Source organism: Kothea flammea (genome assembly GCF_052161645.1).
Classification (GTDB): Bacteria; Planctomycetota; Planctomycetia; order Pirellulales; family Pirellulaceae; genus Laterigemmans.
Genome location: NZ_CP197414.1, coordinates 4535600 through 4554859, shown reverse-complemented (window position 1 = coordinate 4554859; position 19260 = coordinate 4535600). Strand labels below are relative to the sequence as shown.

The window sequence follows — 19260 nt, the reverse complement described above, 5'->3', positions numbered from 1 at the left end:
TCCGCATTTGTTCTCACTCCCACCCCGTAACCTCCGCTTCCACCTTCGCACGGAGTCCCACCATGTTACCGATCCGCACTCTACGCTGCGTGCTGCTCACCTGCTTGCTACCCCCCGTCGTGCTGCTAAGTATCTTGCTGGGCGCTTCTCTGAGCATGGCCCAAGAGGCGAGTGGTGAAGCGGGACCTGACCAAGTTGAGGAGGTCCAGCAGGTCGCCCGGCAAGCGACCGGTTTGCGAGTCGGTGGATACGTCCAGAATGTGGATCCTCGCCAATTTCCGGTCCCGGTCAATGGCGGCTTTGTCCAACAGTTAGCCAACCGCGTGATTGACCCACTGGCCGCCCGCAGCTTAGTGATCGAAGGGGGTGCCATCAAAATATCATTGACCGTCGTCGATTCCTGTTTGCTGCCCCGCGATCTCGTCGACGCCGCCAAAGCGATCGCCTCGCAGCAAACGGGCATTCCGGTCGAGCAGATGATGGTGTCGGCGACCCACGCGCATTCGGTCCCCGCCGTGCAGGGAATTCATGGCAGCGAGGCATCGGAAACCTATCGCCAACAACTCACGCAGCAATTGGCCGACTCCATCATCGAAGCGAACCGTCGGTTGCGTCCCGCCGAAGTCGGTTGGGCCCGCCAGTCCTTGGATAGATTCGTCTATTGTCGACGCTGGCTAATGAAACCTGGGACGGCACTGACCATTCCCTTCACCGGCCGCGACTCCAATCAAGTCCAAATGAACCCAGGTCATGGTAACGCCAATCGAGTGCGCAAAGTGGGACCTGTTGATACCGATGTGATGGTGCTGGCTTTCCGCGCACCCGAATCTGGAAAACCACTGGCGGTGTTGGGTAATTTTAATACTCATTACGCCGGCGCACCAGCCATTTCCAGCGATTACTTTGGCCACTTCTGCCGCAAAATCGGCGCCCGTCTTGACCAACAGGTTGATGAACAATTCGTGGCTTTGATGAGCAACGGCACCAGCGGGGATGCCAACTGCATCGACTTTAGTCAAGACAAAGCGGTTCCCTTTGATGCCGCCGAGGTGGCCGACGCGGTGATGGAAAAAGCGACTGTCGCCTACAAGTCGATTAACAATTGGAGTCAACAGCTGCCCCTGGCGATGACGCAGCAAGAACTCACGTTGGCCGTGCGCATGCCGTCCGACGCTGAAGTGGAAAAAGCACGCGAAGTGACCGCTTCCTGGCTCCACGAGCGGCTACCTCAAAATGTGCACGAAGTCTACGCGCGGGAAACCATTCTGCTCAGCGAACTGCCGACAACTCGCGTCGCGGTTCTGCAAACGCTGCGGATTGGTGATTTTGCCATCACTGCCGCCCCTTGTGAAATTTATGGCAGCACCGGTTTGCATCTGAAAAGCCACAGTCCGTTTCCTGATACCATGAATATCGGTTGGGCGAACGATTACTTAGGCTACTTGCCGCCGCCCGAACACTTCGAGCTAGGTGGTTATACGACTTGGCGAGCTCGCAGCAGCTGTCTGGAGGAAAACGCCGAACCAAAACTTCGCGGTAAACTGTTGGAGATGTTGAATCAATTACATCAGCAACCAGCACCAGCCCAGCAAGCACCTGCTCAGCCTCAGCAAGTTCAACGGCAACAGGCTTTCCCGCCCCAGCTGGCTGTTGGGTTATTTAACTCAATTCCCGGCGTTGACGTGCAACTGGTAGCCAGCGAACCGCAAGTCGTCGATCCGGTCAGCGTGGCATTTGATGCGGCGGGTCGGATGTGGGTGGTTGAGATGCGCGATTATCCAACGGGCCCGAGCAGCGCGGCGGACTTCGGTGGTCGGATCAAGGTGCTGCAAGATCTCGATGGGGATCATCATTATGAAACAGCAACCACTTTCGCGGACTGTTTGGAATTTCCCACTGGTGTAATGCCATTTCGCAACGGCGTGGTTGTCACGCATGCCGGACGGGTCACTTGGATGGCTGATGCCGATGGCGATTTAAAGTGTGATATCCAACGTGATTTGTTCAGCGGCTTTGCGGAGGAAAATGAACAGTTGCGCGCGAATCATCCTACTTGGACGCTGGAGAATACGATCCACGTAGCCAGCGGATTGCGAGGGGGCCAGATCACGTCCGTCGATGGTCGTTGGCCAGCGACTTCGCAGCCCGTGGCGTTGGCTGCTCGCGATTTTGAATTTCAACCCGATGGGGGGCGTTATCAAGCGGTCGCCGGCAACAGCCAGTTTGGTTTCTTTCAGGATTCGCTGGGCAATCGTTTCGTCTGCTCCAACCGGAATCCGGCTAAAGTCATTTTGGCCGCATCAGATCGAGTCGCTGCTAATCCGCTGTTGCCTCAAGATCACTGGATTGTTGACGTCATTCCGGCCGCGGAAGCTAGTCAAGTTTTCTCGCTGACCGAGGCTTGGACGACTAGCAATTTACATGCGGGACAATTCACTGCTGCCTGCGGTGTGTTTCGCTATGAGAGTGATTTACTGGCGGCGGACTTCGAGCATGATTTTTTTGTTTGTGAACCGACCGCCAGCGCCGTCTGCCGCTATCGAACGACCAGCTTCGGATTGGTGCCGACTACGAAGCGGGAACACCCGGGCCGAGAATTTTTGGCTTCCACCGATCCTTGGTTTCGCCCCGTGGATTTAACGGACGGGCCCGACGGTGCGATCTACGTCGTCGATATGCATCGCGCCGTGATTGAGCATCCGCAATGGGTGCCAGATGCTTGGAAAGCAAGTATCGATAAACGCTGGGGGGACCAAGCGGGGCGGATTTATCGACTCGTCCCCAGCGGCACATCGCAGCCTACCACGGACTCAACGCTAAAAAGTATGTCTTTGGAGAATGCCGAGCCTCGCGAACTGATCTCCCAGCTTGGTAATAAGAATCGTTGGCGACGCAACACGTCGGCAAGGCTGTTGTATGAACGAGCGAATGACGGAGAGTCACAAGTGCGTGAGCAAATCGTCGGTGCTTTGCGCCAGTATGTCAGGGAATGTGTCATGAAGTCGCAAACCACAGCAAGCGGCGGCACAAGCCAAGCATTGTGGCTGCTGGCCGCCAGCGATGCTCTCGATCAACAAACCTTGCTGAACGCTTTCAGTGATGAGCATCCAGCAGTCCGCAGGCAAGCGGTAAAGCTGGCTCGCGGTCGCGCCAGTGCGCCAGTGGCTCCGTTGCTCGATCGCTGCAGTGATGATACCGATTCCGGCGTGCGATTTGAGTGGCTGGTGCAATTTGCTGAAGCTGCGACCGCTCCCCAGTTGGCTCGATGGGTACGACGTTCCAGTCGGGAGCTTGTCCAGGACAAGGATAGCATGTGGTTGGCCGACGGTTTGTCGTTGGCTAGCCCACGTCAATTGCCCGCCGTGTTGGCAGAGCTGGCAACATCACCAGGACTGCCTGTTGCTCAACAACCAGCTTTGTTAGACCTGCTCGGACCTTGGGTGGAGCGCGCTGGTTGGGAAGCGGAGCCGCAAGTGTTGGTGGCGATTCTTGACAGTCAAGCGGAGTTGTTCAGCGATTCATCACTCGGCGATTTTCTGCTGGCACGGTATGTCAGCGGCATGAATCGAAGGGGCCGCAGTATGGCAAATCTGTTGGACAAATTGCCTGAGTCCTTGCCTGAGTCCTTGACGGAGCCCTTCGCGGGAGCTGAATTCCCGCGAGCCGCCTGGGTGGCAGCCCAAAGACGCGCTGTGCCGCTCGCGGGTGATCCACGGCGAACCTCGGTGGAGCGTGAGCGGGCGCTTACTTTGGCGTTAGCCGGAGACGATCAGCTTGCCAGCGAGTTATGCATGCAAGTATTGCGGGAATATCCTGCGGAGTACCATGCATCGGCAATTCAGCGATTGGCTCGGCTGGACGATGCCGACACGGCCAAAACACTGTTGGATCAATTCTCCGACTTGCCCACGGCCAGCATCCATTTGCTCATCGCCGCCATGGCCCGCGGAGATGCCTGGGGCGAGATGTTAGTCGAGTCGATCAGCAGCGGCGGTTTGCCGGTCGGTTACATTGATCCGGTCTCTTGGGGCCTATTAAAACGACACGCTAATCCAGAAGTCCGAAACTTGGCGAGCGAGATTAGCGAGAAAATAGAATCGTCGGATCGCGGCAAGTTGACAGCCACTTATCTGGCTGCCATGAAAACGGGCTCCGCTGCGGGCGACTTAGCAGCTGGCGCCTTAGCTGCGGGGCGGCAGTTGTTTGCTCAACACTGTGCGGCTTGCCATCGCATTGGCGGGGTGGGGCATGACGTGGGACCCAATATCTCAGACCTTCGCATTGAGACAGAGGCCGAACTTATCACAGCTATCTTAAATCCAAACATGGCCATCGATGCCGATTACTTTGCCTATACCATGCTAACGACTGATGGACGCATTTTCGAGGGTCGGTTGTTGGACACGAACCCCGCCACAGTGACATTGGTGATACAAAATGGCGAAACGCAAACTCTCGATCGTGAACAGATCGAGTCGTTACAAGCCACCGGCCGTTCGCTGATGCCAGAGGGCTTCGAGCAACAATTGACACCCCCGCAAATGACCGATTTGGTCAACTACCTAAAGAATTGGCGGATCCGCGATTAGTGATTGGCAATCTTATATTCGATTAACTCGTTGACTTCGCCAGGTTGCTTTTTCAGTGAGAACTTGTCGTAAAGTTCCCCCACTGCGGTGCGGGCCTCGTAGTGCAGGGTGTCACCTTCGAGTTTGATCACTTGATAGAGCTGCGTGTTGCTGGTCGCTTTCACCATGAATGGTTTTTTATCAAGACTGTACATCTTGGGACCGCTGACGGAGACAACATATACGGTGCCTGTCGATTCATCAATTTTCGAGACTCCCGTCGGTACGTTCTCGACAGTGATTGGTAAATCGTCGGGAGTCGTCAAACCGGTGCGTCCGTAAGTGTGGTCATGCCCCTGCAAGACGAGGTCGACTTTGAATGCATCCAGTACTGGTTTCCAAGTTTTGCGAAGCGCACGGTTGTCGCGGTTCTTGCCGGTCGAGAAAACCGGGTGGTGGAAGGTGCAGACAACCCACTGCGAAGTGTTTTCGCTGAGCACTTTGCGTAACCATTCTGCTTGCACCGCGTAGTCTTCGTTGGAATTAAGAGCGATGATTCGCAGGTGTCCGTAGGTCAGCGTGTAGCAAGTTTCTTCCAGCCCTGGTGGACCGTTTTCGGGCAGGGTGAATTGCGGTCGCCAGTGATTGGAAAGGCGTGGAACACCCAACCACGAGCGTGCTTGTTCATGATTTCCGGGAACGACCACGTTGGGGATCATGGCGTTCAGGAAATTGCCCGCGTCAAACCAAGCTCCCCACTCGGCATCTGATTCGGCGCGATTGACCAGATCGCCAGCGTGCAGCAAGAAAGCCGCTTTGGGAGCGTCGCGGTAAGCTTCTCGAATCACTCGCGACCATTTCGAGCGGAGGTCGTTTTGGGCATCGCCAAAGTAGATAAAGGAGAAATTTTTGATGTCGGTTGCAGCAGTGGAAAATTGCAGCCACTCACTCCAGTTGTTGCCATCACCGACTCGGTAAGCATAGCGAGTTGCGGGCTGCAGATCGCGAAAGGTGACGGAATGAAAGTGGGCCGTGTTGATGTCGGTTTCCAGGGCCTCGGTAGCGGCGTAGACGCGGACTGCTGCCGCGTCAAATTTTGGATCCCCCGTGGCGACTGCGATCTCCGCATACGCTTGTTGGACATCGCTGGAGGTTCGCCAGGTTACCGACTGGGTGGTGGTGGGATCGTCAGCCCAGGTCAACACAATGCGGTCGGGTATGGGACTGGGGGCATACATCTCCGTCGGTTTGACGGCAACCGGGTTGGTGTGCCCTTCGTGTGCGGAGGTGGTGCTGGCATCGATGGCGAATACGAAAGCCGCCGACAGCAGCGAGGCAACAATCAGCGAGCGTCGAGTCTTCAACATCTTCAGTGCTACCTTATAGAACGTTACAATTGATAATTGCGATGGTATTGCCAAGAGCGGACACCTTATTGCCGGCAACTTGCCGTAGTCAAGCAGGACGCGTGGTTCCTGCTCGACAAATTAAACAAGTCTTAACTTACATGAGATTGGCTTTCAGGTCACTGTTCCCTCTGGGGCAACTACGAATCAGCTACTTCGTTGCTTCCTCATCGACAAAACTATTCCAATCATGGACCCTTTTTTGTTCCTCAAATAGCTGCGGAATTTCATCGTATATCCGCCCAGCCGCCGTCAAGTGTGGGACACAATGAACGAAGAACAACTCCGTTTGGTTTGCGAGGCAAGCGGTGTCACAGTCGCTGGCATCATACGATTTTGCCAGTTTCTATAAGTTATCGGCAACGTCTGCCATGTGGAAAGCAAACTTCTCCCTCGGATCATCGAAGTTCGCCAACTCCTCGCGATTCCACTTCGCATCGAAGACGGCGCGAAACCACACCCTTAGCTTTTCGTATTTTTTGTTGGTCATAGTCGTTGGTCATAGTCGTTGTCCGGTTCAATTTTCGAGGTCTCGTAGTCGCTTGTTCAAAATATCATTCAAGCCGCTCGCGGTACTTCGAGGCCTGACTCGTTACCTCGTCGCTTTTCAACAATCTCCTGCCCCAGCCTTCCATTTCATCGATTAGGCGATGTATTTCCTTTCGCCAATACTCAACCAGTCCTTTGTCAGCTTTCTCAATCAACTCGGGAATGTGTTCGTCCGCGAAGTCGGTGAAATGGCCACCCACTTGGGCGATAGCCTGCGGCTATGCCTGGGTGGGAATTACATGCTTCACCTCGCCATCGTCGTAGACATAAACAGTCGGGGCATTAGGAGCAGGGTATCGTTTTCATGGTTCTCCAGCCTATGGGGCGACGGCAGTTGCCGCCTCATAAGCAGATTGTCCACCGACAATTGGCAATTGCAAGGACGTTTGATCGAGGTCAATCGTCAATTGAGTGCCGGGATCGGGATGCAAAGTAAAATCTTTGTCACTGGAAAAAATCATCAACCCGATGCGTTGCCCAGCTGGGATGATTTGATCATCGGGCTGGAGTTGAAAGCTGAGATCGTAGAACTGGCCAGGTACGAGCGGTTCACTTTCGCGAATCGATTTGCTGTTTTGAGGATCCGCCCAACCGCGAGTGATAATGTTCTCAGTGATTTTCGCTTTGTCGCCAGTATTCCAAGGCAAGGAGACCAACCAAACGGAAAGGTTCGCCGCCGGACGGTCAGCCGCCAGGCGAATGCGCAAGGTGGCCGCTCCGGAGATATGCAAGGGGGCGGAGAGTTCGGGAGTCGAATACAGCAGGCGATGATTCGTCCATTCCGCTTGCGCTAAGATAGCACCGCTGAATGAAAAATTATCGACCAGCGATTCTTGACCTTGAGGCCCCGGGCTTGAGAGCGTCAGCAAGCCTTGTTGTTGGCCGCCGGCGATTGGTTGGAAAGTCACTGGCTCGGCGGCCGGGTTGGGGTAATCCTCATAAGTGGTCGGTTTATCGCGGGCGTCATCTTCGCGAACGATATAAGCTTTGGGCAACTCGGCAATGCCGTTGTCGATACCATGCAAGTAGTGGGTGAACCAACGATTCATCATCTCCTTAGGGGGTTCACCACCATGACCACCTTGATGCATAAACAGGTGAGTCACGAGCCCCATTTCCTTGGCCTTTTCATAGATGCGGATGCTGTGCTCGGGGACGACGTTCCAGTCGTTGAAAGCGTGCGCCATCAGCATGGCGGCCCGCATGGGGGCGAGGTCGTTGAGGTAATCGCGTCCAGCCCAGAAGTCGTTATAGTCACCGCTGATGCGATCTTGATTTTCAGCCATTTCGCGGTCGCGAACTTCGCAATCGCACCAGTCGCGGCGAGCAAGATTGCCGCTGTGAATGTAATCGTAGAGCACATCGATATCCTCTCCCATCCAGCCACCCGGGTGACGAACCAGGCCGTTGGAGCGGTAGTAGTGATAGTACGATGTGTTGGGCGCAACGGGAATAATGACCTCCAATCCCTCAACACCAGTGGTCGCCGCGGCGAGCGGAATGGTGCCGTTGTAGGAGGTTCCGGTCATGCCGATTTTGCCTGAGCACCATGAGGCTTCGACCGTTTCGGTGCCATCGACTTCGGTATAGCCCTTGGCGCGTCCACGCAACCAATCGATCACCGCTTTGGGCGCCAGTGATTCATTATCGCCGCCGACTGTGGGACAGCCTTGGCTGAGCCCGGTCCCTGGCGAGCTACTATGGACAACGATATAGCCAAGGGGAATCCATTGTCGGGTATGTGAAGTAGAGATGACTGGCCGTTTCCCCTTGGGCTCGAAGGCGGGGGGAAAGGATCGTTGCGGTGGCTCCGCTCCTAACTCATGACGCGCGTCCCAAAAGTATTCACGGTCGCCGGGTGCCGTGCCAGCAAAGTAGGGACTGGAAACGTAGATCACGGGCAGTTTTAACCCGGCCGATTCGGTTTGCCCCGGGCGGGTCACCGCGACGTGAACGCGATCGAGTTTACCGTCGCCGTCGGAGTCGAATTCGGTCTCTACCCAGAGGTCATGCCGCAACCAATGCTTGGGGTCTTTAAAGCCTTCGACCTCTTGCGCGAGGCCATCTTTAAAAATCGGCACTGCCGCGTTGTCCAGCTCGTCCGCGTCGCTGGCGGTCGCCATCAGTTGAGGCAGGGGGCCGATGGCGATCAGCAGGCAGCCAAGCAGCGTGTTGGCTGCGAGCGATAGAGAGCGCCGATCCGGCCGCCCGTTGCGGAGCGGCTGGCAAAAAATATCCGACGTACCGGAAACAGGATTACAACGTGAGCTCATGTCAAACAATGCCAGGGTTGTGGCAACTCTGCGAGGAAAAATAGCAGCCAATAGAAAAATAGCAGCAACGGAATCAAAGCATTCGCCGATCCGCGAGACCGCTGAACATTGTAACCAGAACTTTGCCCAGCTTGTTGCGGAAGTAACAGGGGAGTTTTTTTGGAACCTGCCGGCAACCACCACCCGACTAGTGAGCTGACGGCCCTAGCCCCTAACCCCTAGCCCCTAGCCCCTAGCCCCTAGCCCCTAGCCACTAGCCACTAGCCCCTAGCCCCTAGCCGCGAGTCAGCTGGCAGCGGGGCCAAAACTGGCGACTTCGGTTGATAAATGGCTCGGTGCTATCGCTTCAGGTACACAAAAGTTGAGCGTTCCGCGGCGGTGGTCCCCTGGTGGCAAATTTTCCGGGCGGTTATGAAACTGTCAGCGAGCGAGGTGATTTGGCAGGGTGCTGGGCCGCAGCGGCTCGGTGGAAATTGTGAGGGTGCTGGGCCGCAGCGGCTCGGTGGAAACTGTGATATGAAACGCCCCAGCGGGTGAACGGAGTGGTCATGAAGTATGCGATTGTGATTCCTGACGGCTGTGCAGACATGCCGATGGAGCAGCTGGCCGGTAAAACACCTTTAGAAGCTGCCCGCACGCCGCATATGGATCGCGTCGCGGCGACCGGGATGGTGGGGTTGAGTAACAACACGCCCGCGCACCTGCCCGCTGGATCGGAAGTGGCCAATTTGTGCTTGTTGGGCTATGACCCCGACCAATATTTTACCGGGCGGGCTCCTTTGGAAGCGGCCGCTCAGGGAATTGAGTTGGGACCGGACGACTGGGCTGTGCGTTGTAATTTGGTCACGATCGAGGACCAGGTGATGGTCGACTTTACCGCCGACCACGTGAGCACGGCGGAAGCGACCGAGTTGCTGCAAGCGGTGCAGGCGACTTTGGGTAGCGAGCAGTTGCAATTTGTTCCCGGAGTGAGCTATCGCAATTTGCTGTTGTATCGTGGTAGCGAGACGCGGCGGGCGCCTTTCACCACCGAAACGCGAACGCGAGCACCGCACGACTTAACCGATTTGCCCGTCACCGAAGATTACCCGCGCGGGCCGGGCAGCGATTTGCTGAACGACTTGATGACTCGCAGCGTCGATATTTTTCGTGATCATCCGGTGAACCAACGCCGGCGCGAAGCGGGTAAACGGCCGGTTACCAACTTGTGGCTGTGGGGCCTCGGTGGGGCACCCGCGCTGCCCTCGTTCGCCAGCAAATATGGAGTCCAGGGGGTCATGATCACCGCCGTCGACCTGTTGCGGGGGATCGCCGCGTTGGCGGGTTGGCCGCGGATTGAAGTGGTTGGCGCGACGGGCTATTTGGATACCGATTATGCCGCCAAAGGGCGTGCGGCGATTGAGGCGTTGCGGGAGTACGATTTGGTCTGCGTGCACATCGAAGCCCCTGATGAGGCCTCGCACGAAGGGCGTCATGATGCAAAGATTGAGGCGCTCGAACAGATTGACAGTTGTATTGTCGGCCCGCTGCTCGATGCGTTGGCCGCGGAAGGCGAATATCGACTGTTGGTAACTCCCGACCACCCCACTCCGTGTGCCACCAAGAAACATAGCCACGGCGATGTGCCGCTGGCGATGTGCGGCCGGGGGATTGAGCCGGATGGAGCGCAGACGTATTGCGAGCGGGAAGCCGAGCAGAGCGAACTTCGTTTGCCGCGCGGTTGGGATTTAATGGATCGGTTCATCCAAGGTTGACTCTAGGCATGTCCTTAATTGTTCAAAAGTTTGGTGGCACCAGCGTTGCCGATGCGGAAAAAATTCGCGCGGCTGCTCGCAAAGCGATTCGCGCCCAGCAGCGAGGCCATAAAGTGGTGATGGTGGTCAGCGCGATGGGTAAAAATACCGATCGTTTGCTGGATTTGGCGAATCAAATCAACGAGCGCCCACCGGCTCGCGAGCTGGATATGTTGGTTTCGACCGGAGAACAGGTCAGCGTCGCGTTGGTGGCGATGGCGATCGATGCCTTGGGGAGCAGCGCCGTCAGTCTCACCGGCGGCCAGATCGGTATTCGTACCGACAACACTTTTACCAAGGCGCGGATTCAATCGATCAGCACTGAGCGGATTGAACGGTTGCTCAACGCCGGCAACATTGTCATCGCCGCCGGTTTTCAGGGGATCGACGAGGATTTAAATATCACCACCCTGGGACGGGGCGGCAGCGACACCACGGCTGTTGCCCTGGCCGCGGTGCTGCGGGCCGACGCCTGTGAGATCTACACCGATGTCGATGGTGTTTACACCACCGACCCTCGCATCTTGCCCGAGGCGCGGCGAGTCGACGTGATTAGTTACGATGAGATGCTGGAGCTGGCGAGCCTGGGCGCCGGCGTCATGCATAGTCGCTCGATCGAGTTCGCTAAGAAATTTCGCGTGCCGATTCATGTCCGCAGCAGCTTTTCGGACACCGAGGGGACCATGATTGTCGATGAACCGGAGAGCGAGACAGCGCCGGTTTCGGGTGCCACGTTGACACGTGATGAAGCGCGGGTGACGGTCCACGGCGTGCCCGATGTGCCGGGGACCAGTCTGGAGATCTTTTCGCGGATCGCGGCTCGCAAAATTGCCGTCGACATGATTGTCCAAAACGTCGGCCAAGCGGGTCGGGCTGATATTTCCTTCAGCGTGCCCGTCGAAGAATTAAAAGCAACTCTCGAAGCGCTCCGCGAAGCGGCCGGCACCATCGGCGTGGAACGCATTACCCATGACGACAACGTCTCCAAAGTTTCCGTCGTCGGGTTGGGCATGGCGCGGCAAACCGGCGTCGCCCACCGCATGTTCCGGGCGTTGGCCGATGCGGGGGTCAATCTGCAGATGATTACGACCAGCGAAATTAAGATCTCCGCGATGGTGGCCCGCGATGCGGCTCAAAACGCCCTGCGGATCGTGCACGGCCAATTCGCCCTCGAACAAAAACCTGACGACGCCAAATCGTGGGAACAGATCCGCGCCGAACGCGTGGAACGGACTGACATGGCGACGCTCGTCTCACGACTTCGCGATGATGCCCTGGAAGAACTGACTTTGACCGGCATCGCGATGGTGGATGATCAAGCGCTGGTCACGCTGCGAGGCGTGCCGGATCAACCTGGTTTCGCCGCCGACATGTTCGACGCAATCGGCCAAGCGGGCATCTTTGTCGATATGATTGTGCAAGGCATCGATGGCAAAGATGATCGCACCAGCATCAGTTTGACGGTCAAAGAAAAGGAGTTGGCTGATTGTTTGGCGGTCGCCGAGCAACTCGCGCAAAAGCATGGGTTGGATGATTACAGCGGGACTGAAAAGATCGCCAAGTTGACCGTCAGTGGGATCGGACTGCGGAGCCACACCAGCGTCGGTACCGTGATGTTTCGCGCGTTGGCGGAAGTCGGCATCAATGTCTTGATGATCAACACCAGCGAATTACAAGTCAACGCGGTCATCGCTTCGGCGCACGCGCAAGCTGGTCTCAATGCCCTCAAGCAGGCTTTCGCTGAGTCGCTGCAATAAGGTATCGTCGCCGTGAAACGTTGCCTCGTCCGTTATGGCCATCTGCAGCGGATCGATTGGTTTGGCACGATTCACGGCGTCGACTGCCAACGTGGCCAGGATGTCGTCGTGCAAAATGCCGAGGGCCGTTGGCTGGGGCAAGTGCTCAGCGAACACCAACCGCTGGCTGAGTCGACGGCAACTCGCTCCGCCCAGGACGTTGCTGCAAATTCGGCACCAGTTTTGCGTGGCGAATTATTGCGAGTCAGCGGTCGAGAGGATCAAGTTCAAGCGGCTCGAGCACGCGAACTGGCGGTCGCTTTACGACGTGCTGCCGCAGCTAGCTCGGCCCCCGTGATCGTTGTCGATACCGACGTTTCTCTAGACCGGGCCGTGGGACTCATCCAGTTCGTGGGAACAGCCGCTGCCGCTTTGGGTCCGTTGGCTGCTCACTTGGCGGCCGAGTTCGGCTTGTCACGAATTCAATGGCTGCCCGCGCAAGCTGTGGTTGCTGAATCGCCATCGCTTCCAGATTCATCGCCGGCTTCGCTGCCAGCTTCGCTGCCGGCGGCGGTCAGTGCCTTATCGGTTGAAGATCATGTAGTGGACGCTATCGGCAGCATAAGTGGCTTGCTGAGCCAGCCGGCAACCAGCGAAACGCTGCGGATGGCTCGTCGATATCGCCGGACCCTGGGGCTGTTGGGTGCGTACGCCCAAAAGCTGCGACCGCTGCCGCAAAGCCCCGAGCTGGATCGCAACGAGCTCGATCGCAGTGGGAGTATTTCCAGCGGAGGCATTTCTGGAGGCGTCCATGCCGGTGGGACCAGTTCCAGCGCGGCGCGGCGTTGGATGGTTCGCGTTAAGACCACCGGCGGAGCGCTGACCAGCGGCCAGTTCGCTCGTTTGGTGGGATTGGCGGAGAGGTTTGGAGATGGCACGCTGCGGCTGACCATGCGGCAGGGGTTGCAGTTTCATGGTGTCGCTTGGGGGCGGGCGGGCGATTTGCTTGCGGAACTCGCCGCCGTGGCACTCACTTCGCGCGGCAGCTGCGGCAACACGCTGAGAAACGTGACTTGCTGTCCGCTGCAGCCGCGATCGATCGCGGCTCTCAAAGCCCGCGAGTTAGCCAGTGATTTGGCGCGAAAATTTCTGCCTCAAGCTGCCTGGCTGGACTACTCGCTCGACTCCCCGGCAGCTGACTCAACGCCTGGTAACTCGATAACTACTGACTCGCAGGCTGTTGACTCGTCAGTGGCATCGTCAGTGGATTCCGCCTATCCTGCCGGTTACCTGCCGCACAAGTGGAAGATTGCCGTTGCCACCCGAGACGACAATTGTGTGAACGTACTCAACAATGACTTGGGACTCGTTGTCGGCGTTGACCAGTGGGAAGAGCAGAATAAGGGGCAAGACCCGCATCACGATCAGGTCTGGGTTGACTGTTACGTGGGAGGTTCGACCGCTTATCGTCCCGGTCGCGTGGGTTCGTACCCGCAGTTGGCGGTTCACTTGGGCAGGGTGCGATATGAGCGGGTTGCCCAGTTGGTGACTCGCTTGATGGACTTGCATCAACGATTAATCGCCGACGGACCGCGACCCCAGCGTCGCTTGAAGTACTTGGTCCAGCGGTTGGGAATTGCCCGGTTACGCGAAGCAGTGGGGGAGCTGCTTGGACCCGCAACCGCGCACGATTTCACCGTCGCGTTGCCTGCCGCGTTGCCTGCAGACTGTCAGTCGCATGTCGGTTGGCATGCTTCGGGTGCCGCTCGATGGACTTTGGTCCTGCCGGTGCCGACTGGGCGGTTGGGTGATGCGAGCGGTCAGGGCTTGCCAGCGTTGGCAGTTTGGCAGGAGCTTGTCGAGCTGGGGCAGTGGCTGCGGATCGGGCCACAGCACACGTTGGTGATTGGTGATATTTCGGCGGCCGGGCGAGTCACCGCGGAAGCTTGGTTGCGACGGCATTTTCCGCGGGAGACCGCTAATTTGCGAGTGCTAACCTGCGTGGCCTTGCCAACTTGTCCGCTGGCGGTCGCGGCGGCGGAACGTGATTATGGACTTTGGTACGAAGTTGCGGATCAGTTGGCAGGGGAAATTCGCCGTTTGACTAGTCTTTCGGTGGAGTCGCCATTGACCGTCGCGGTCAGCGGTTGTGCAAACGGATGTTCACACCCGTTGTCGGTCGCGATGGGGGTGGTTGCCGAGCGAACTGGGGAATTTCGCATATTTTTTGGTGGTAGCGGAGTGCGAATGGGCATTCCGCTGTTGAATGTCGATAGTCCGCAACAGTTGCTAGAACAAATGCGGTGGATTGATCGATTTCTGCTCAGGTCGCGAGCCCCGGAGAGTGATCCCCCGCTGGTATGGGTCAAGCAGTGGCTTGAAACCTCGGCGGGATTCGCGAAATTTCCTTGGCCGCGGCCAACAAAGTGTGTATTCTAAGGAGGCTGTAACGGAGGTAGGGTCTGCAATTCCTAGGGGAAACCGCAATCGCATTGTGATGCGGTTAGGTTTAGCAAAGACGAATCTTCGCTCGGCTCCTTTTTATTTTGTAGTCGTTGGCTGGGCGTTCCAGTCACGACGGAACGGAACGAGGCACCAGAGGGGTCCACACACGATGAAATTTACAATGTTTTTCCGCACAAGTATCGCGCTCGCGATGTTGGCCGCGTTCGCCGCGGCACCGGCCACAGTTCGTGCTGACGAAAAAGCTGACGGCGTCAAAGCCGACGATGTGCAACTGGAGGCGTCGGTCGATCTATTCGCAGCGATGCGTGACGGCACTGTCGATGTCAAGTTCATCCCCAAAGACGCTACCAACGCAAATGTGATTTTCAAAAATCTCAGCGACAAAGATGTCATCTTGCGTCTGCCTGAGACCTTTGGCGCCGTGAATGTCAATCCGCAAATGATGGGCGGCGGCATGGGCGGTGGCGGCATGATGGGCGGCGGCGGCATGGGCGGTATGGGTGGCATGGGCGGTGGCGGTATGGGTGGCATGGGTGGCATGGGCGGTCAAGGGATGGGCGGTGGCATGGGCGGCGGCGGCATGGGTGGCATGGGTGGCGGTGGCATGATGGGTGGCGGCGGCATGGGCGGTATGGGTGGCATGGGCGGCGGCGGCATGATGATGCGTGTCGCACCTCAGAAAACCCGCAAGCTGAAGGTTGCCACGGTTTGCCTCGAGCATGGCAAGCCAGATCCGCGTCCGAAAATGGCTTACCAAATCGTTCCCCTGGAAGTGATTTCAGCCGATCCGCGAGTTGCTCAGATTTGCCGTTTGTTGTCACACGGGCGCGTCACGCAAAACGTGGCACAAGCAGCCGCATGGCACTACACCGACAACATGGGTTGGACCGATTTGGCTCTGAAGAATCGCGTTGTCAGCAAGTATACCGGCAACATTCCTTTCTTTTCGCCCATTGAGTTGCGTCAAGCAATGGTCGTCGCTTCGGAAGCCGCTCGGCTCGCCGATGAAGCCAGCAAAGAGAATGACAAGTACGCCGAGAACTGATTGCTGAATTAGCAACTTAGAGCATCGTTAGAATCACGAAAGCGTTGGGTGCAGAACATTGCATCCGACGCTTTTTTTGTGCGCTGAGTTGGGGTCGAGTAACCTAATCGGCGTAAATTGCTTGTAAGAAACTATGCCGCGTGGCAACCCAGGCTGCCAACTCGTACTTAATGAAATGGTACTTGGACTCGGTGTCGGGGTATCGAGCACGAGCACGAGCTTAACCGACTCAGCTCAGACGGCCGCCGCGGCGGCGGCGCGGCGCAAAGTTGCCCGCAGCGCTTGTTCTTCGCTCTCGGCTCGCCGCTTCGACTCTTCGATCTGTTGTTGTTGCGATTTTTGCCAATGGCGGAATTGCCGCTCCCGCAGATCGGCTAGCGCGTCGCGGGCATTCAGTTGGCTTTCCCGCGCGTCGACCTCCGCCCCCCAGTGCTGCAGCTGTGAGATGAGGTCCGCGGCATGTAATCGCAGCAGGCTGTCGGCCCAAGCTAATTGTTCATCGCGTTCGCTGGCTTGCTCTCCCGCGATCGGTGGATTGACAGCGGGCCGATCGCTCCCAGCTGCCAGCGCTACCGGAAGCTGCTGCAAGGACCGTTTGCCGGCGCTACGCAGCGGATGCGGTGTATCGATGCGTTGTTGGCGTCCCAGCGGCAATTCGGCTTCCTGAGGCGAGTCCGTCAAGAAAGTAGGGGGGAAACTTTGTCCGGACATGATGGCGTCGGGGCGCTGGGGGAACGATGCTGACCCGGTGCGGCCGGGGCGAGCTGGTACTCATACATCGGAATCAACTTGCCGGTTTGAGTAGTTTACGAAGATTAACTCGAACTACAGCGGATCTAACGAATGCAGCGATTGTGGGAATGGCCCGCTGGTGAAATTGTGCCGAAATGATCGCCACGAGGCGAAAATTCCGTCGCTATCTGTCCACTGGTTTGCGGTGGGATAAGATGGAATGGGTTTGGTTTTCGCTCGGTAATCCGCTGGGTGATCCGCTTCCATTCCAGAGCCAACAGTCATTGTGGCATTTGCCGTTGTGTCCTGTGGTTTCCGATCCGCTGAATCTGGTCCAGTTGTAGTCCCCTAAATAGGTAAATCAGTCGTTATGGAGTCCACATTCAGGTCGACGTTGTTCGCGTTAGCAATCGTCGTTACGTCGTGTGCAGTTGGTTTCCCCGCAGCGGTAGCAGCCGAGCCTGTCACCGAAGCACGCTATCGGAAAGTCGTCGATGGGGCGATTCTCTATTTGCGTGGCCAAGCTGAAGCGGGTGAAGGCGCTTTGAGCGGGCAGTCTGGCACGGGGATCACCAGTCTCGGTGTGCGAGCCGTGCTTGAGCACCGACCGGCGACGATCGACAATCCGGCCATCCAGAAGGCGCTCGCTTTCCTGAAATCCAACGTGCGGAGCGATGGCGGCATTTACGCTGAGGGTTCCACGCATCGCAACTACGAAACGTGCCTGGCCATGAGCGCGTTGCAAATTGCAAATCGCAACGGCAAATATGACGAAATTTTGGTAGCCGCAGAGAAATTCGTCAAAGGTATCCAGTGGGATCAGGGCGAAGGGCTGGAGTCGAGTGATCCGGCTTACGGTGGCGCCGGATACGGACGGCACAAGCGACCCGATTTGTCCAACACCGCGTTCATGATGGAAGCCCTGCATCAACTTGGCAGAGGTCCGGAGGACGAAGCAATTCAGAAAGCGCTGCTGTTCGTCAGCCGTACCCAGAACTTGGAGTCGGCCGCTAACGACACGCCACACGCGGCAAAAGTAAATGATGGTGGCTTTTACTACACCCCGGCGGCGGGTGGGGAGAGTCAAGCGGGTAAGACCGTCGATGGCGGGCTCCGCAGCTATGGCTCGATGACTTACGCCGGGCTGAAAAGCATGCTGTATGCCGGGGTGGAGAAAGATGATCCTCGAGTCGTTGCGGCTTTGAATTTCATTCGCAACCACTACAGCTTGGAAGAAAACCCCGGCATGGGGGCGGCGGGGCTTTACTACTATTACCACACCTTCGCCAAAGCGCTCGCAGCCGCGGAAATCGACGTTTTGACAGATGACGCGGGAACCTCGCACAACTGGCGGGAAGATTTATTTAACCGGCTGGCCAGCCAACAAGCGGCTGATGGTTCCTTTGTGAATCAAGAAAATCCGCGTTGGTTGGAGGGTGACCGCTCGTTGGTGACCGGCTACGCGTTGCTAGCGCTCGCTTATTGCCAACCAGAAAAGTAGCTTTTTTGTCGACGATTCGACAGCCACCTGGGAGACCAGTTAGAATTCGTAGTTAATCGAGGCTGCGGCCTCGTTGCTAGCTCTGAATCCTAGAATCCCAGGTGGCTTTCCATGCAACGACATCTTCGCATTGCTCCCGTAGTCTGTTTGATCGCCAGTCTGCTGCTGACACTTCAGCCCCGCTTGCGGGCGGCTGATGACGGCGAAACCCCAGCCGACCAGCAACCGGCTGCTGCCGATCAGCAAGCGGCTGCTGCCGATCAGGAACCGAGTAACGCAGCGGGCTGGCCGGCCCAGTGGGTCACCGCGCTCGCGCCGCTGGGAGATGCTGGCGCTGTGGCCGCGACTGCCGAAGGGTTGCTTTACCGCGAAGCCTCAGTGGTCGAGTTTGCCCTGGGCTCTCTGGCCAGCGGCAAGCCGCTCTATCAGCATCCCTCCAGCGTCTGGGCGGTGGCAGGTGACGCCCAGCGGATCATCAGCAGCGACTATCAAGGTAACTTGGCTGTCTATGACCGGGCCGCTGGTGAATTGGTCATGCATGAGGGCGCGTTGGAAAAATGGGCTCGCTGTTTGAAATTCGATCCAGCGGGTGAGCAGATTGTCGCGGGTAACGAAGTCGGCAAGCTGTTTGTCTGGTCGCTGGAAAAAGGTGCCGTCGCCAAGACCCTTGAACTCGACGCGCAGCAGATTTATGCGCTCGCGTTTTCACCCGCGGGAGACCAGTTGGTGGCGGCCGATGGCGCCGGGCATTTGCATTTGGTTTCCTGGCCCGAGTTGGCCAGTCAGCGGACGATTGAGTTAGGTGAGCAGGCGATTTGGGGAGTTAGTTTTTCCGCCGATGGCAATCACCTGATCGCTGGTGGGGCAGATCAAAAGCTGTGGCGAGTCGGCTTGGCTGAGGGGGCCGAGGCGGAAGTGCTGGCGACAACCGGAGACTGGATTTCGGCCTTGGCGGTCGACAAAGAGTCGGGCGAAATCATCTTAGCTACCTTGACTGGGCAAATCATGACCCTCTCCGCGCAAGGTGGCGAGCCTCAATTGGCTGCGGAATTGCCCAGCGGAGTTTGGGCGTTGTTGATGCCCGGTTCGGGAAGTCTGTTGGCGGCAACGCGAAAGCATGCGATTGCCGGTTTAGGACGTGCTTGGACAGTGACCTATTTGGATGAAGCAGCTGAGACAAGTTCGGAATGA

At 57.3% G+C, this 19260-nt stretch carries 11 protein-coding genes; 7 read left to right on the top strand and 4 right to left on the bottom strand.

Features of this window, described 5'->3' with window-relative positions:
- Window positions 1–62: 62 nt before the first annotated feature.
- Window positions 63–4589, top strand: a complete 4527-nt coding sequence (locus SH139x_RS17075) for a PVC-type heme-binding CxxCH protein (protein ID WP_488350981.1) — start codon at window positions 63–65, stop codon at window positions 4587–4589.
- Here SH139x_RS17075 and SH139x_RS17070 read toward each other — a convergent pair.
- From SH139x_RS17070 to SH139x_RS17060, 3 genes are all read right to left on the bottom strand, one after another.
- On the bottom strand, window positions 4586–5935 hold the full coding sequence (locus SH139x_RS17070) for a purple acid phosphatase family protein (RefSeq protein WP_488350980.1): 1350 nt from the start codon (window positions 5933–5935) through the stop codon (window positions 4586–4588). The two genes, SH139x_RS17075 and SH139x_RS17070, sit on opposite strands and share 4 nt — an antisense overlap.
- Window positions 5936–6320: 385 nt before the next feature.
- Window positions 6321–6464 carry a hypothetical protein gene (locus tag SH139x_RS17065; protein ID WP_488350979.1) on the bottom strand — a complete coding sequence of 48 codons (144 nt, stop codon included), beginning with the start codon at window positions 6462–6464 and terminating at the stop codon, window positions 6321–6323.
- A gap of 376 nt (window positions 6465–6840) precedes the next feature.
- Window positions 6841–8646, bottom strand: a complete 1806-nt coding sequence (locus SH139x_RS17060) for a Xaa-Pro dipeptidyl-peptidase (RefSeq protein WP_488356040.1) — start codon at window positions 8644–8646, stop codon at window positions 6841–6843.
- A 698-nt stretch (window positions 8647–9344) separates the two neighbouring features.
- Here SH139x_RS17060 and SH139x_RS17055 point away from each other — a divergent pair.
- The 4 genes from SH139x_RS17055 (at window position 9345) to SH139x_RS17040 (ending at window position 15836) form a co-directional block, all read left to right on the top strand.
- Window positions 9345–10550 (top strand): cofactor-independent phosphoglycerate mutase, encoded by a 1206-nt coding sequence (locus SH139x_RS17055; RefSeq protein ID WP_488350978.1) that lies wholly within the window; start codon window positions 9345–9347, stop codon window positions 10548–10550.
- 8 nt (window positions 10551–10558) lie between these two features.
- Complete coding sequence (locus SH139x_RS17050; protein WP_488350977.1) at window positions 10559–12346, top strand: aspartate kinase; 1788 nt, start codon at window positions 10559–10561, stop codon at window positions 12344–12346.
- Between the two features lie 12 nt (window positions 12347–12358).
- The gene (locus SH139x_RS17045; protein WP_488350976.1) at window positions 12359–14764 is read left to right on the top strand and encodes an assimilatory sulfite reductase (NADPH) hemoprotein subunit; all 2406 of its coding nucleotides are present in this window, start codon (window positions 12359–12361) and stop codon (window positions 14762–14764) included.
- Window positions 14765–14939: 175 nt separating this feature from the next.
- Window positions 14940–15836, top strand: a complete 897-nt coding sequence (locus SH139x_RS17040; RefSeq protein WP_488350975.1) for a hypothetical protein — start codon at window positions 14940–14942, stop codon at window positions 15834–15836.
- A 234-nt stretch (window positions 15837–16070) separates the two neighbouring features.
- Here SH139x_RS17040 and SH139x_RS17035 read toward each other — a convergent pair whose 3' ends face one another.
- The gene (locus SH139x_RS17035) at window positions 16071–16547 is read right to left on the bottom strand and encodes a hypothetical protein (RefSeq protein WP_488350974.1); all 477 of its coding nucleotides are present in this window, start codon (window positions 16545–16547) and stop codon (window positions 16071–16073) included.
- A gap of 391 nt (window positions 16548–16938) precedes the next feature.
- On the opposite strand from SH139x_RS17035, the gene SH139x_RS17030 reads away from it, so the two are divergent.
- A complete protein-coding gene (locus tag SH139x_RS17030) occupies window positions 16939–18069 on the top strand; it encodes a prenyltransferase/squalene oxidase repeat-containing protein (RefSeq protein ID WP_488350973.1) in 1131 nt (376 codons plus the stop codon).
- Between the two features lie 111 nt (window positions 18070–18180).
- A complete protein-coding gene (locus SH139x_RS17025) occupies window positions 18181–19260 on the top strand; it encodes a WD40 repeat domain-containing protein (RefSeq protein ID WP_488350972.1) in 1080 nt (359 codons plus the stop codon).